Source organism: Streptomyces sp. UG1, assembly GCF_049974585.1.
Classification (GTDB): domain Bacteria; phylum Actinomycetota; class Actinomycetes; order Streptomycetales; family Streptomycetaceae; genus Streptomyces.
In genome coordinates this window covers 20,111-32,810 of record NZ_JBNGGG010000021.1, presented here as the reverse complement: position 1 = coordinate 32,810, position 12,700 = coordinate 20,111, and the positions used below count along the sequence as shown (strand labels likewise).

Sequence of the window (12,700 nt, the reverse complement as noted above, 5' to 3'; positions counted from 1 at the left end):
CTCACTTGTAGACCCCCTGTTCGCCGAGGCGGTGGGCGACCTTGTTGGCCGCGTACACGAGCACGGCGCCGATCACACCCTTGAACAGGCCCGCGGCCGCGGCGTATCCGTAGTCACCGCCGACGATGCCCTGGAAGTAGACGAAGGTGTCGATGACTTCGGCGGCCTCCGGGCCGACCGCGTCGCGCTGCAGCAGCATCTGCTCGAAGCCGACGGAGAGGATCTCGCCGAGCCGCATGATGAGCAGCAGGATGATGACCGGCCGGATGGTGGGCAGGGTGACGTGCCAGAAGCGGCGCCAGGGTCCCGCGCCGTCGATGGCCGCGGCCTCGTACAGCTGGTCGTCGACCATCGAGAGCGCGGCGAGGAAGATGATCGTTCCCCAGCCGGCGTCCTTCCAGATCACCTGGGCGACGACCAGCGGCTTGAAGGCGTCGGGGTTGCCGATGATGTCGACGGTGTGGAGGCCGGCGTCGCCGAGGTAGCTGTTCAGCATGCCGGTGTCGCCGAGGACCTGCTGGAACAGGGCGACGACGATCACCCACGAGATGAAGTGCGGCAGATACGCCACCGACTGCACGAACCGCCGGACGGTGCTCCAGGTGAGGCTGTGCAGGAGCAGCGCGAGGGCGAGCGGGACGGGGAAGAAGAAGACGAGCTGGAGTACCGAGATCAGGAGGGTGTTGAGCACCGAGTCCCAGAACGCGGTGTCCTCGAACATCCGCTGGAAGTTGTCCAGACCGATCCATGGGCTGTCCCAGAGGCCGTCGAAGGGCACGTACTCCTTGAAGGCGATGACGTTCCCGACCAGCGCGCCGTACTGGAAGACAAGGAAGTACGCCAGCCCAGGCATCATCAGCAGAAACAGCGTCCAACTGCGGCGCTTTTGAAAGCCTTTTCGCTTGGATGGAGCGCCTGACGGGTGTCGGGAACGGCGGCGCACCGCCGGTTTCCCGGGGCGTTCGCGCAGCATCGCTGCCACGGAGCCTCCTCGGCTGCGGTTGCGGAGTGAGGGAAAGTTAAAACGGTTACAGTCGGCGGTCAATACTTCTGACACGCCGCCGTGAAGATCGGCATCTGCAGTGCCGGCAGTCAGCGTCTGCGCGTGCACCGCCGCTATGGCCGGCGGCTGTACCAGCAGGAGCGCTTCGAGGTGGGCCGTACCGCCCGCGACGTCGAGCAGGCGGTACTGGGGGCATTGAGAGGCCGGGGCTGAAGCCGTTTCTCTCGGCGTGGGAGATGCCGCAGGCCGGCTGGCGCGAGACGTTCGACCGCGCGGTCGTGATGGAGAAGGAGCTCTGGTCGGTGGCCGCCGCGGAGGCGGCCAGGCGCTCGCGCCTCGACGCGCCTCGGCGCTTGTCAGCGGGTGAGGAGCACGCCGTCGATCGCACCGTGGTGCCGTTGATGCCGAGTCCCCGCGGCATCGGCCGCTTTGAAGTGCTCAGCCTGTTCGAGGACGCGGTGAGCGACTGAAGTCCGACGTCTGCCGGACCCGCGGTGGGCGACGCCGGGGTCGTGGTTGGCGTGCGGCCGCGCCGACCGCACGGAACGACCTGGTCGTGGCGGCCGCGGCGCCAATTCGACACGGTCGTCATGGGGCCGGGGTACCTGCGACCCCGGCTTCCAGGCATGCCTCACGAACCCGTCCGCCCATCTCACCCAGTACGTCGTCTCCACCACCCTGGAGTCCACCGACCCGGACATCCACGTCGTACTCGGGGACCCCGCGGGCACCGTCCGCAAGCGTCATCGGCTCCGGCATCCCGCTCTTCGCGGGCCCGTTCGGCCCGATCACCTTCACCCCCGTCTCGACCCGCACGTCTCGAGGCGGGCGTCGCGATCACTACGTACACCCGATCCGCATGACCCCCGCAGCAGGGACAGGGCCCCGGCGGCGCCGGGGCCCTGTCCTCATGACCCTGTCCTACGTCACCGATGAGCCAGGCCTACGTCACCGGCTTGTACCCCAGCGCGAAGGTGTTGGGGTGGCCGAGCACGCCGCCCGCGAAGTCCGGCCACGCCAGCGCGTACACGGGCACGCCGACCTCCGTCAGCGCCTCCAGCATCCTGGCGTGATGCGGCGCCGCACCGACGTAGAGCCGGAACTCCCCAAGGCTGCCCGTCTCCGCACCGGGCGGTCCTCGAGCGGCACATGGACGTCGAAGAGCGTCCCCTGGTCGTACGGACCCGCGGCCGTGAACGACCCCTCGTTGTGCAGCACCGGCCGAGCCGAACCCGGATCCGGACCCGCGAACCCGTAGTCGCTGGCGAATTCCACCCGCGGATGGTCGGCCTTGACGGTGACGAACTCCCTCGTCGGCGTGGGCTCGACATCCCAGTCCACGACCCGTCGGTACGTGACGTGCGGCCAGGCCTCCGGAGGAGCGAGCGACTCGACGGACACGTCGACCTCGATCAGCTCGGGCCGGGTGGAAGAACGCCGGTACTCCTGGGTCACGTACACCGGATAGTCCGCACCGACGAGGCGGACGACGGACGTCACGCCGAGGGAGTTCACCTCGTGCCTGATCACCTCGGCGTTCGCCGACAGCCCGTGTACCCCGTGCGACCAGCCGCTCCACTGCCCGACGCCGTCCGGCGGGTTCACCAGGATGCCCCAGCCCTCGCAGTGGCAGCCCACCGCGGACACCGCCTCGTAGTTCGTGGTCGTGTGCCGGAGTCCCAGTTCGGTGGTGAGCGTGCCGGCGCTGGGTGGCGCGTCGGGGGTGATGAGGTTGCCGCCCGGCCGCACCCCGATCTCCACGTCGCTGCCGGCGCCGCCCACGATGCCTGACGGGCGAGGTGTACTCGGTCTCCCAGCGCCCCTGCTCGGGGGACAGGGAGGGGGAGCCGTGAGTCAGCATCAGGGTGACCACATGGCACTTGCCGCCGATGCGCGTGTGCATCGTGGCCTCGGGGTCCGGATACGCGACCCGGTCATCGGGTCCGCAGCGACGGGGCAGGGGATCCCACGCCACCACGGTGGCGTGGAGTTGGCCTCCCGCGCTCTGGAACGCCTTGACCGCGAAGTTCCAGATCGCCGCCCGGTCCCCGACCAGGTCGACGAAGTAAGCACCACCCCCGTGGATCACGGCCTGCCCGGACGCCCGGCCGTCGGGAGGCAGAACGACGGTCTCGTGCTGGGGGCGGGCGGCTGGGAAGGTGGTGTCACTTCCCGTGCCGGCCAGGAAGCCGCACCAGGCTCCCACATCCGGATCGCTGTAGTGCCAGCGTCCTGCTGCACGGTCCCCGTGATCTGCACGTCCGCCTCAGGGAACCAGGTGTTGTCGGTCCGCTCCCAAGTACGTCTGATCGCCTCGACACCGAGCCTCTCCTCGGGGAAGGAGGCGAAGATGAAGGCGCCGTATGGGCGTCGGTCGGTGATCGTGCCCTTCAGAAGCTGGCCTCCCGGGTCCTGAAGGAACCGCTTGAGTTCCGATGCGTACCGCTGCCGTGCCGCCGCGTCCACGTTCGAGTCGTCGCGCGGCGCCTGGTGCGCACCCCATTCCGCGGTGGCCTCCATCCACGCGAGCAGCTTCCGCACGTTCAGCACCGCATCGAAGTCGATGTGGTTGTACTGCATCACGTGGAACAGCGAGTGCCGGGCCAGGTAGGGCTCGCACACTCCCGACGGGGGTTCTGATCCACTCTCTGGGGAGCCGTGACTGGGCGTCACGGGTGCCTGAAAGGATGGGTGTTCGTGTGACTTCAGCGTGCTCTGGGCCGCCTTCTCCCATCTGTCGACGGTGGCGGTGGAGGAGGTTGTGGTGGACGACGGCGTGATGACCTATTCGGCGCGTACCGCGATGCGGCAGGCCGTTTGTCCGGGGTGCGGGACGGTGTCGGGCCGTGTCCACGGCGGATACCGGCGGCGCTGGGCGGACGTGGCGGTGTCCGGGCACCGGACCGTGATCGACCTGCTGGTGAGCCGGTTCATATGCCCAGCCCGGGACTGTGATCGCCGGACCCTCTCGAGCAGGTCGACGGGCTCACCGAGCGGTTCGCCCGGCGCACGGCTTCGCTGCACCGGGCGCTGGAGAAGATCGCGCTGGCCCTCGCCGGGCGCCCGGCGGCCCGGCTGGCGACTGCGGGGGAGATGGGCTCGCCGGGCCGCCGAACAGGAAAGAGGCGGATACCGGGACGTTGCCCGGCGAGGAAACCTCAGCTATACATCCAGACCCACCAGCCCGCGGCGACGCCGTCCGAGCCGTCCTTGTACCTGCAGATATGGAATATTCGGGTCTCTTCCGTCCAGTACTGGGCTCGGGTCTTGCAGGCCTCAAAACCTTCTTCGTCCGAGCTGAACGGCCCTTCAATCAGGCACGAAGAAGGTTTCGAGGGGTTGCAGGCCTCGACCACCGGGGAGGCCCCGGCTGCAGGCGCGAGACCGACCACCACCCCGCCCGCAGTCGCGGCCAGCAGAAGCCCGGTCGCCAATCGAACGCGAATACCCATTGCTCTCCTTCTCGGATTACCGTCCGAACTGCCATGGGAATCAGAGAGAATAATGGACTTGCCTTTGCCGTCCTCTCTTGTCCAGTAGTTTTCCAGGGTAGTTCCAGAAAAACAAGGCCACAAGTAGGAGATAGCAACCAGAGACGCTATGGACGCAACCATTTGAATCCGGAATAAGTACCCTACTGATGCTTCATCAGGTCTTCATGTGATTTGGCTGCTTTCCGGCCAGGGTGCGATGACCGTGGCCGCGACATACGGTTCTGATCCACCTCTTGTGGGGCGGTGACAGGGCGTCACAATCGGCTGGAAGGATGGGCGTTCATGTGATTGCAGTGTGTTTTCGATGTTCTCTGCTGTGTTCTCCCACCTGTCATCTGTGGTGGTGGACGAGGTCAGGGCGGACGGCAGCGGGATAGCCCTCATGGCGCGATCGGCGACGCGGGAGGCGGCGTGCCCGGACTGCGGTGCCGTGTCCGGCCGTGTCCACGGCGGTTACCGGCGGCGCCTTGCCGACCTCGCAACGGCTGGGCGGGAGGTCGTGATCGACCTGCTGGTGCGACGGTTCCTCTGCCCGGCCGCAGAGTGCGGCCGCCGCACGTTCGTCGAGCAAGTCGACGGACTCACCGAGCGATTCGCGCGACGCACCCCGCTCCTGCGCCGCTCCCTGGAGAAGATCGCACTCGCACTCGCGCTCGCCGGACGTCCGCGCGCCCGGCTCGCCGCACACCTGTCCATCCCGACGAGTGCGAACTCCCTGCTCAGACTGGTACGTAGGCTTCCGGACAAGCACGTCGGTGCCGCACCCCGGGTGCTGGGTATCGATGATTTCGCACTGAAGAAGGGGCACGTCTACGGAACGATCATCTCGGACATGGAGATCGGAGAACGCGTCGACGTCCTGCCCGACCGCACCGCGGACACCCTCACCGCATGGCTCCGCGCACACCCCGGAGCGGAGATCGTCTGCCGGGACAGGGCCAGTGCCTACGCCGATGCGGCCGACACAGCGGCACCCCAGGCGGTCCAGGTCGCCGATCGCTTCCAGTGCGTCATGCGGCGCCGGTCGGTCGATGCAACGCGCCCGCAAGCGCGGCGACCGCACTCAACTGCGGGAGCTGCGTAAGCAACTCCGCAGCATGCCCAGCATGGATACTCAAGATCCCGGCTATCGGCGGCTGCGGTATGTGCGCTACTGCGATGACACCGTGCTCGGGTTCGCCGGAACCAAAGGCAGAAGCCGAGGAAATCAAACAGCGACTGGCGCAATTCCTGCGTGACGAACTCAAGTTGGAACTGTCGCCGGAGAAGACCCTCATCACGCATCTACATCGAACATAGGAAGCGCAATCCCAGCGCTGACTCTCGTGGACATCGCCGCGGCGCTCGGTGTTGCCACTGGTGAGCTCATCAATCACCTCGCGGAGGGGCGCTCTGGCAATACCGCCCAGTAGCGAGATGGCTCGTCGGCACAGACGCCGGCCAGCACGTGCCAGGCCGCGCTGTTGAGGGCACGGGATCTGCGATGGCACAGTTTGCGAGCAAGATCGCTGGCCTAGGGGCCAGCGTCGATCGGCTGGGGGACACATGGCATCCGAAAGAGCGGGCGACACCGCGTCAGTTCGGCCGTTGCGACCGCGGTGGCGGCAAGCTGCCCCTGTACAGGTGGATTTCCCGCCGATTCGCAACGGGATCGACTACCTCGTCAGCGTCGTCGAGCACTTGGACTCCGACACGTGCACCGGCCCCCGCGAGATCAAGTACGCGGTCCTGCACCTCCAGGCTGCCGCCGAGGTGCTGCTGAAGTCGCGCCTGCTGCGGGAACACTGGAGCCTGGTGTTCAGCGACCCAGCCAAGGCCACCTCCGAGAAGTTCTGGGCCTCCGACTTCACCAGTTGCGGAACGGACGCCGCCGTGGAGCGACTCAGGAACATCTGTGGCCTTAACATCACGAGGAAGGACGCCGAGGCCCTCAAGAACCTGGGCAAGGACCGCAACGCCTTGCAGCACTACGGATTGACCCACAGCGCAGAGGCCGTGGAGTCACGAGCCGGAACGGTGCTCGACTTCTTGCTCCGGTTCCTCGACACTCAACTGCTTCCGCTCCTCGACACGCAGGAGCGCGAGAGCATTGAAGAAGACATGTCGCGCGTGCGCAGTGGCCTCAACACCATCGACGCGTTCGTCAACGAACGCATGAACCGCCTGCGCGGTAACGAGCTCAAGGGCGCGACCGACTCGGTTCTGCCCTGCTCCGTGTGCGGACAGTGGGCTCTCGCCGTCATCCCGAACGGTGCCCACTGTCACTTCTGCGGCACCGACGTGAGCGCCGAGGAGCTGGCCCCGGCCTTCCAGGAGTTCGAGCCCGGACACCCGGTGAACGAATGCCCCCAGTGCTGCGCTCCGACGCTGGCCTGCTTCGCCTTCATGGACGGCGCTGGCGAGGAGGTGTACTACTGCTTCACCTGCCAAGCCCGCTACAACCCACAGGAGTTGACGAACTGCGGGGGATGCGGGTGCCTCTGGCCGCACGAGGGCGACGATGACGGGACTCCCCAGACACTATGCGGCGACTGCCGGCGCGGTATCGAGGAGGAGGAACTGGCCAGCCGATAGTGACACCCCGCCCCCTCGCTGCGTACACGCTCACATCGGCTGCGGATGGCAAGAGACCGTTCGCCCGCCCCGCTCTGGCTACGACGACGCATCACACGTGTGACCACGGCACCCACCCTCACCCCGACGCCGTGAGGTGCTGACGACGCCGCGGAGTCCGGCGCATGCTCCGTCGGGACGTCCGGATCGGTTCGCTCTCAGCGGCCGACTGCTCCGCGAACACCTGCGCGACGATCTCCTATGTGATCTCCCGTCGCGGCAAATCTTTCCGGCCCCGCTCCAGCTGCACGGCCAACTCGGCCGCCGCAGTTTCAAGTTCCTGCCTTGCCCCGCGGCCTACGGCGAAGTGGGGGGGGAACACGGGGCAAGGGGCTCTGCGGTCAGGGACTCGGTCGACGTCAAGCCGCGCCGCTGTCGCCCAGACGCGGCGAACCGCGAGGCCGGGAGTTTGGCGAGTGACGGGCCTGTTTCACCTGTCGGATGCCGCATGGACCTGCTTAGTGATGCAGACCAATTGCTGGTGGCAGCTGGAGGTCCGGCTGAACGCAGGACCGGACCTCCAGCCCGTTGCGCTGTACCTCGGACTGAGTCGTGGGGGACTCAGCAGCCGTAGTTGATCAGATCGAAGGACTCGTAGTGGTCGGCCGTGTAGTAGTCCTCCCGAGTCTCCTCACCGGTGACGATGCGGCGCGCGCCGCGTGTGGAGGAGCCCGGCGTGATCACGGTGTACTCGTGATAGTAGCCAGAGGACTGACTTGGCAGGATGCCTTCCCGGTTCTGGAAGACGGTCCCGTCCTGGGAGTACGGGTAGGGGCCGCCCTGCTCGATCAGGTCCAGGGTGTCGTACGCCTGGGAGGGCAGGTCGCTGTAGCAGATGCTGCCGACCGCGGCGGCTGCGGGGGAAGCCGTGGCGACGGTTCCGCCGACGAGGAGGGCGGACAGGACGGCGGCTGCGGCGCCGATGCGAGTGATTCGTGGGGGGAATCTCATGCCCTCATGATGACGCGCGTAGAAAGTGGCATGTCAATGACAACTCCGGAGATTTTCCCGTCAAGTCCGATGAGTTTTCGCGGAGTTAACTTGTGGCCGAGTGTCACCACGCCGTCCTCACAGGCGGCTGTACTGCCCGGTGACGTACCAACGGAGCCGCTCGACCTCCACGCCCCGAGCAGGGCCGATATCTGGCGCTGGCGCGCGGCTACTCACCTGCGGAACAAGAGTCAGGTCGCCCCTCGGCGGCCTGCGCTACACGTGCCAGCGTGCGGGATGTGCAACTGGTAGGACTGGTACGTAGTTCACGGGTGGATGGTGCCCGACTCGAACCAGGCGTGGAGCGTGGACTTTGCTCCGTCCGGGAGAGCAGCAGACGTAGAACAGGTTGCGTGAGCGTTCGGTGCGGTCGGGTTTGTCGGTGCCGGCGAGCATCTTGCCTATGCTGTACCTGTTCCAGGCGCGGTCGTCGACCACCACTACGACGTTTTCGAATTCGTCACCCTTGACGCCGTGCTGGGTCGAGAACGGGGTGAGTTCATCGATGAAGTGGGCGATGCTGATGACCTCACGGTAGGACACGGTGCGGAGGTTGTTGGAGAAGTCCGCTCGTCGCTGGTCGCGCTCGTCCAGGTGTGTTGCGGATCTCCGGCGTTCCAGGTCCTTGAGCTTTCCCGGCAGGGCTAGGAGATGGCCGTCGGCCATCAGATCGAGCACCTCGCCGATGGTGCCGGTTGTGCGTACGGCGTCGAGTGCACGGATCGCGTCACTGATCGCGCGTTTGTGGGCGTGACGGGTGATCCGGGTCCGTCCCTCGTCCAGCAGGTCGGTCAGCTCGGCGAAGTCGACCCCTGGCTCCTCTAGGCGCGGAGCTCGCCGGATCGTCACCGGTGAGGAGAACCGGGAGGACTACTACACGGCCGACCACTACGAGTCGTTCGACCTGATCAACTACGGCTGCTGAGCCCGAAGATCACGGTCGGCGCCGAGGACGGGTGCGACCAGCCGGGAGTCCGGTCCGCGTTCAGCCGGACTTCCGGCTCTCGGCGGCGGCGAACAGCGCGAACGCCAGCACGAGCAGGGCGACACTCGCGTAGATCTCGAAGCCGTCGAGGAAACCGATCCGCTGCACGAGACCCCAGTCCCAGTCGGTGAACTCGTGCAACAGGCCCGCGATGCCCTGCACCAGGGCGATGAATCCAAGGATCTCCAGCAACTGCTTCATGCCATGACTCTCGCCCCGCGGACCCCCCCCACACCAATCGGCCGCGGGGCGAGCCATGCCCGACGGAAGTCCAGGTTCCGGGTGGGGCCTGCGCACCAAAGTCGCCGGTGATGCGACTTTGGTCTTCGATCGCGCTCGAGGAGGCGCGCCGAGGGCCGGGTAATGCGTAGATTTGTCGACCGTGAGTCGTGACAAACCGGAGGCCGCACAGCAGGCGTTCCCAGGACGCCGCTGGCTGTTGCCGTCGGCCCTGGTGAAGGAGCTCGATCCCGACCCCGACCGCCCCGGACGACCCCGCCGCACCGCGCGCGACTGGGTGGTCGACTTCTCCTGCTTCATCCTCGCCGTGCTCATCGGGCTGGCGGCCGCCGACACACTGCGCAACGAGGACCTGCCGCAGGGCTACGCCGCCTTCGACCAGGTGCTGGGCGCGCTCGCGTGCGCCGCGGTGTGGCTGCGGCGCCGCTGGCCGGTCGGGCTCGCCGTCGCGATGATCCCGATCGGTTTCGTGTCGAACACCGCGGGCGGCGCGGGCGTGGTCGCCCTCTTCACACTCGCCGTGCACCGGCCCTTCCGGTACGTCGCCTGGGTGGCCCTCGCGGACGTGGCGCTGATCCCGGTGTTCTTCTGGCTGCGCCCCGATCCGGACGTGCCGTACTTCTGGGCGAGCGTCTTCGGTGTGCTGCTGACGGGGGCCATCGTCGGCTGGGGCATGTTCGTACGGTCCAAGCGCCAGCTCATGCTGAGCCTGCGGGACCGCGCCCGGCGCGCCGAGACCGAGGCGCGGCTGCGGGCCGAGCAGGCCCAGCGGCTCGCCCGCGAGGCCATCGCCCGCGAGATGCACGACGTCCTCGCCCACCGGCTGACGCTGCTCAGCGTGCACGCGGGCGCGCTGGAGTTCCGGCCCGACGCGCCCCGCGAGGAGATCCACCGGGCGGCGGGCGTGATCCGGGAGAGCGCCCACGAGGCCCTCCAGGACCTGCGGGAGATCATCGGCGTGCTGCGCGCGGGCGACACCGACGACTCCGGCCGCCCACAGCCCACCCTCGCGGCGCTGGAAGCACTGGTCACCGAGTCTCGCGAGGCCGGCATGAAGGTCACCCTCGACCAGCGCGTCACCGACCCCGCCGCCGTCCCCGCCTCCGTCGGCCGCACCGCCTACCGCATCGCCCAGGAGGGCCTGACCAACGCCCGCAAGCACGCCCCCGGCACGGAGGTCACGGTGACGGTGACCGGAGCACCCGGCGAGGGCCTGTCCGTATCGGTGCGCAACCCCGCACCCGAGGGCGAGGTGCCCGCTGTCCCCGGCTCCGGCCAGGGCCTGATCGGCCTGACGGAACGGGCGACGCTGGCCGGTGGCACGCTGGAGCACGGGCCGCCGGCGGACGGGGGTTTCGAGGTGCGGGGGCGGCTGCCGTGGGGGTGACGCGGGGTCCTCACGGTCCGGCTCCTGAACGCCGCGCAACCGTGATTACGTAAGCGACATGACTGTGATCAGAATCCTCCTCGTCGACGACGACCCGTTGGTCAGGGCAGGGCTGTCCTTCATGCTGGGCGGGGCCGACGACATCGAGATCGTCGGTGAGGCGGCCGACGGCGCCGAGGTGGAAGCGCTGGTCGACCGGGCCCGGCCGGACGTGGTCCTGATGGACATCCGGATGCCGTCGGTCGACGGGCTCACCGCCACGGAGCGGCTGCGCGGCCGCAAGGACGCCCCGCAGGTCGTGCTGCTGACCACCTTCCACGCCGACGACCAGGTGCTGCGCGCCCTGCGCGCCGGTGCCGCCGGGTTCGTGCTCAAGGACACCCCGCCCGCCGAGATCGTCGACGCCGTGCGCCGTGTCGCGGCCGGCGATCCGGTCCTGTCGCCCACCGTCACCCGGCAGTTGATGGCCCACGCGGCCGGCGCCGCCGCCGACACCCGCCGCACGCGCGCGCGTGAGCGGCTCACCGCCCTCAACGACCGCGAACGCGAGGTCGCCGTCGCGGTGGGCCGGGGGCTGTCCAACGCGGAGATCGCCGCCGAGCTGTTCATGAGCGTCGCCACCGTCAAGACCCACGTCTCCCGCGTCCTGGCCAAGCTCGACCTCAACAACCGTGTGCAGATCGCCCTGTTGACCTACGACGCGGGGCTGCTGGAGGAAGCGGAGGGCGACGGGCACTAGTCCGGGCTCTGGAGCGTTGTCGGTGTGTCGAAGGGGGCGTCATGGCGGAAGTGATCGACCTGGGGGAGTTCGGAGCGGGGTTCCGCGAGAACCCGCATCCGGTGTACGCGCGGTTGCGTGAACGGGGCCCGGTGCACCGCGTCCGGCTGCCCGACTGGCAGTCCGAGGTCTGGCTCGTCGTGGGGCACGAGGAGGCACGCGCGGCGCTCGCCGACCAGCGGTTGGCCAAGGACGGCACCAAGATCGGCCTGAAGTCGGCCGAGGAGGAGCTGATCGGGAAGAACCTGCTGGCCACCGATCCGCCCCAGCACAGCCGGCTGCGCGGGCTCATCTCGCGCGCCTTCACCATGCGGCGCGTGGAGGAGCTGCGGCCCAGGATCCAGCGGATCACCGACGACCTGCTCGACGACATGCTGCCGCGGGGCCGCGCCGACCTCGTGGAGTCCCTCGCCTACCCGCTGCCGCTCACCGTCATCTGCGAACTGCTCGGCGTGCCCGAGATGGACCGCACGGAGTTCCGCAAGATGTCGACGGAGGTGGTCGCCCCCACCAGCCCGGGCAACGAGGTCGCCGCCTTCACCCGGCTCGGCGCGTACTTCACCGACCTGATCGAGGACAAGAGGTGCGCCGGGCCCCAGGGCGACCTGCTGAGCGACCTGATCCGCACCACGGCCGAGGACGGCGACCGGCTCTCCCCGGACGAACTGCGGGGCATGGCCTTCATACTGCTGATCGCCGGGCACGAGACGACGGTCAACCTCATCACCACCGGCGTGCACGCCCTGCTCACCCACCCCGGCCAACTCGCCGCCCTGCGCGCCGACATGAGCCTGCTCGACGGCGCGGTGGAGGAGATGCTGCGCCACGAGGGCCCGGTGGAGACGGCGACGTTCCGGTACGCCGCCGAGCCCCTGGAGATCGCCGGCACCCCCATCGAGAAGGGCGAGCCGGTGATGGTCGGCCTCACCGCGGCCAACCGGGACGCGAGCCGCTATGCCGCTCCCGACACCTTCGACATCCGCCGCGACACCCGCGGCCACGTCGCCTTCGGCCACGGCATCCACTTCTGCCTGGGCGCACCCCTGGCCCGTCTGGAGGCCCGCACGGCGATACGGTCCCTGCTGGAGCGCGCGCCCGCCCTGGCGTCGGACGGCCCGCCGGGGGAGTGGCTGCCGGGGGTGCTGGTCCGAGGGGTGCGGAGTCTGCCGGTGCGCTGGTAGCGGGTCCGGCATCCGGAAGCCGGGGCTTC

The 12,700-nt window shown here is 68.3% G+C and carries 14 protein-coding genes and 3 pseudogenes; 10 read left to right on the top strand and 7 right to left on the bottom strand.

All coding sequences use genetic code 11. The features are described from left to right. Position 1 precedes the first annotated feature (1 nt). Positions 2 to 856, bottom strand: coding sequence for an ABC transporter permease (locus ACP4J3_RS23340; RefSeq protein ID WP_426537468.1), 855 nt, complete (start codon positions 854 to 856; stop codon positions 2 to 4). A gap of 207 nt (positions 857 to 1,063) precedes the next feature. Between ACP4J3_RS23340 and ACP4J3_RS23335 the strand changes: the two genes are divergently transcribed. Both ACP4J3_RS23335 and ACP4J3_RS23330 read left to right on the top strand, forming a co-directional pair. After that, entirely contained in the window at positions 1,064 to 1,216 is a 153-nt protein-coding gene (locus tag ACP4J3_RS23335) for a hypothetical protein (RefSeq protein ID WP_426537466.1), read from the top strand. Positions 1,217 to 1,239: 23 nt separating this feature from the next. Next, on the top strand, positions 1,240 to 1,473 hold the full coding sequence (locus ACP4J3_RS23330; protein WP_426537464.1) for a hypothetical protein: 234 nt from the start codon (positions 1,240 to 1,242) through the stop codon (positions 1,471 to 1,473). 577 nt (positions 1,474 to 2,050) lie between these two features. Here the strand turns inward: ACP4J3_RS23330 and ACP4J3_RS23325 are convergent. Further along, on the bottom strand, positions 2,051 to 2,785 hold the full coding sequence (locus tag ACP4J3_RS23325) for a hypothetical protein (protein WP_426537462.1): 735 nt from the start codon (positions 2,783 to 2,785) through the stop codon (positions 2,051 to 2,053). A gap of 303 nt (positions 2,786 to 3,088) precedes the next feature. Then, positions 3,089 to 3,625, bottom strand: a complete 537-nt coding sequence (locus ACP4J3_RS23320; protein ID WP_426537460.1) for a hypothetical protein — start codon at positions 3,623 to 3,625, stop codon at positions 3,089 to 3,091. Between the two features lie 157 nt (positions 3,626 to 3,782). Between ACP4J3_RS23320 and ACP4J3_RS23315 the strand changes: the two are divergent. Beyond that, positions 3,783 to 3,935: pseudogene (locus ACP4J3_RS23315) on the top strand (transposase family protein); the annotation flags it as partial. Between the two features lie 226 nt (positions 3,936 to 4,161). On the opposite strand, the gene ACP4J3_RS23310 reads toward ACP4J3_RS23315, so the two are convergent. Then, positions 4,162 to 4,455 carry a hypothetical protein gene (locus ACP4J3_RS23310; RefSeq protein ID WP_426537686.1) on the bottom strand — a complete coding sequence of 98 codons (294 nt, stop codon included), beginning with the start codon at positions 4,453 to 4,455 and terminating at the stop codon, positions 4,162 to 4,164. Positions 4,456 to 4,801: 346 nt separating this feature from the next. On the opposite strand from ACP4J3_RS23310, the gene ACP4J3_RS23305 reads away from it, so the two are divergent. From ACP4J3_RS23305 to ACP4J3_RS23295, 3 genes and pseudogenes are all read left to right on the top strand, one after another. Further along, positions 4,802 to 5,581 (top strand): ISL3 family transposase, encoded by a 780-nt coding sequence (locus ACP4J3_RS23305; RefSeq protein ID WP_426537458.1) that lies wholly within the window; start codon positions 4,802 to 4,804, stop codon positions 5,579 to 5,581. Next, positions 5,526 to 5,781: pseudogene (locus ACP4J3_RS23300) on the top strand (maturase); the annotation flags it as partial. The gene ACP4J3_RS23305 and the pseudogene ACP4J3_RS23300, both read left to right, overlap by 56 nt. Before the next feature lie 339 nt (positions 5,782 to 6,120). Then, the gene (locus ACP4J3_RS23295; protein ID WP_426537456.1) at positions 6,121 to 7,071 is read left to right on the top strand and encodes a hypothetical protein; all 951 of its coding nucleotides are present in this window, start codon (positions 6,121 to 6,123) and stop codon (positions 7,069 to 7,071) included. Positions 7,072 to 7,671: 600 nt separating this feature from the next. On the opposite strand, the gene ACP4J3_RS23290 is transcribed toward ACP4J3_RS23295, so the two are convergent. Together ACP4J3_RS23290 and ACP4J3_RS23285 are read right to left on the bottom strand one after the other, a co-directional pair. Beyond that, entirely contained in the window at positions 7,672 to 8,061 is a 390-nt protein-coding gene (locus ACP4J3_RS23290; RefSeq protein WP_126396174.1) for a ribonuclease domain-containing protein, read from the bottom strand. A 255-nt stretch (positions 8,062 to 8,316) separates the two neighbouring features. Next, the gene (locus ACP4J3_RS23285; RefSeq protein ID WP_426537684.1) at positions 8,317 to 8,949 is read right to left on the bottom strand and encodes a hypothetical protein; all 633 of its coding nucleotides are present in this window, start codon (positions 8,947 to 8,949) and stop codon (positions 8,317 to 8,319) included. Here ACP4J3_RS23285 and ACP4J3_RS23280 point away from each other — a divergent pair. Next, a pseudogene (locus ACP4J3_RS23280) lies at positions 8,909 to 9,025 on the top strand (ribonuclease domain-containing protein); the annotation flags it as partial. The gene ACP4J3_RS23285 and the pseudogene ACP4J3_RS23280 sit on opposite strands and share 41 nt — an antisense overlap. 60 nt (positions 9,026 to 9,085) lie before the next feature. On the opposite strand, the gene ACP4J3_RS23275 reads toward ACP4J3_RS23280, so the two are convergent. Then, positions 9,086 to 9,286, bottom strand: a complete 201-nt coding sequence (locus ACP4J3_RS23275; RefSeq protein WP_426537454.1) for a hypothetical protein — start codon at positions 9,284 to 9,286, stop codon at positions 9,086 to 9,088. A 181-nt stretch (positions 9,287 to 9,467) separates the two neighbouring features. On the opposite strand from ACP4J3_RS23275, the gene ACP4J3_RS23270 reads away from it, so the two are divergent. The 3 genes from ACP4J3_RS23270 to ACP4J3_RS23260 are packed head-to-tail and all read left to right on the top strand — an operon-like array spanning position 9,468 to position 12,671. Beyond that, positions 9,468 to 10,712 carry a histidine kinase gene (locus ACP4J3_RS23270; protein WP_426537452.1) on the top strand — a complete coding sequence of 415 codons (1,245 nt, stop codon included), beginning with the start codon at positions 9,468 to 9,470 and terminating at the stop codon, positions 10,710 to 10,712. A gap of 58 nt (positions 10,713 to 10,770) precedes the next feature. After that, positions 10,771 to 11,451: a response regulator transcription factor gene (locus tag ACP4J3_RS23265; protein WP_426537450.1), complete on the top strand. Its 681-nt coding sequence runs from the start codon at positions 10,771 to 10,773 to the stop codon at positions 11,449 to 11,451. Positions 11,452 to 11,492: 41 nt separating this feature from the next. Continuing rightward, on the top strand, positions 11,493 to 12,671 hold the full coding sequence (locus ACP4J3_RS23260) for a cytochrome P450 family protein (protein WP_426537448.1): 1,179 nt from the start codon (positions 11,493 to 11,495) through the stop codon (positions 12,669 to 12,671). Positions 12,672 to 12,700 lie beyond the last annotated feature (29 nt).

Coding starts and splice junctions, on each gene's coding strand:
- ACP4J3_RS23340 (WP_426537468.1), bottom strand. CDS start 856: ATGATGCCTGGGCTGGCGTACTTCCTTGTCTTCCAGTACGGCGCGCTG.
- ACP4J3_RS23330 (WP_426537464.1), top strand. CDS start 1,240: ATGCCGCAGGCCGGCTGGCGCGAGACGTTCGACCGCGCGGTCGTGATG.
- ACP4J3_RS23310 (WP_426537686.1), bottom strand. CDS start 4,455: ATGGGTATTCGCGTTCGATTGGCGACCGGGCTTCTGCTGGCCGCGACT.
- ACP4J3_RS23305 (WP_426537458.1), top strand. CDS start 4,802: ATGTTCTCTGCTGTGTTCTCCCACCTGTCATCTGTGGTGGTGGACGAG.
- ACP4J3_RS23290 (WP_126396174.1), bottom strand. CDS start 8,061: ATGAGATTCCCCCCACGAATCACTCGCATCGGCGCCGCAGCCGCCGTC.
- ACP4J3_RS23275 (WP_426537454.1), bottom strand. CDS start 9,286: ATGAAGCAGTTGCTGGAGATCCTTGGATTCATCGCCCTGGTGCAGGGC.
- ACP4J3_RS23265 (WP_426537450.1), top strand. CDS start 10,771: ATGACTGTGATCAGAATCCTCCTCGTCGACGACGACCCGTTGGTCAGG.
- ACP4J3_RS23260 (WP_426537448.1), top strand. CDS start 11,493: ATGGCGGAAGTGATCGACCTGGGGGAGTTCGGAGCGGGGTTCCGCGAG.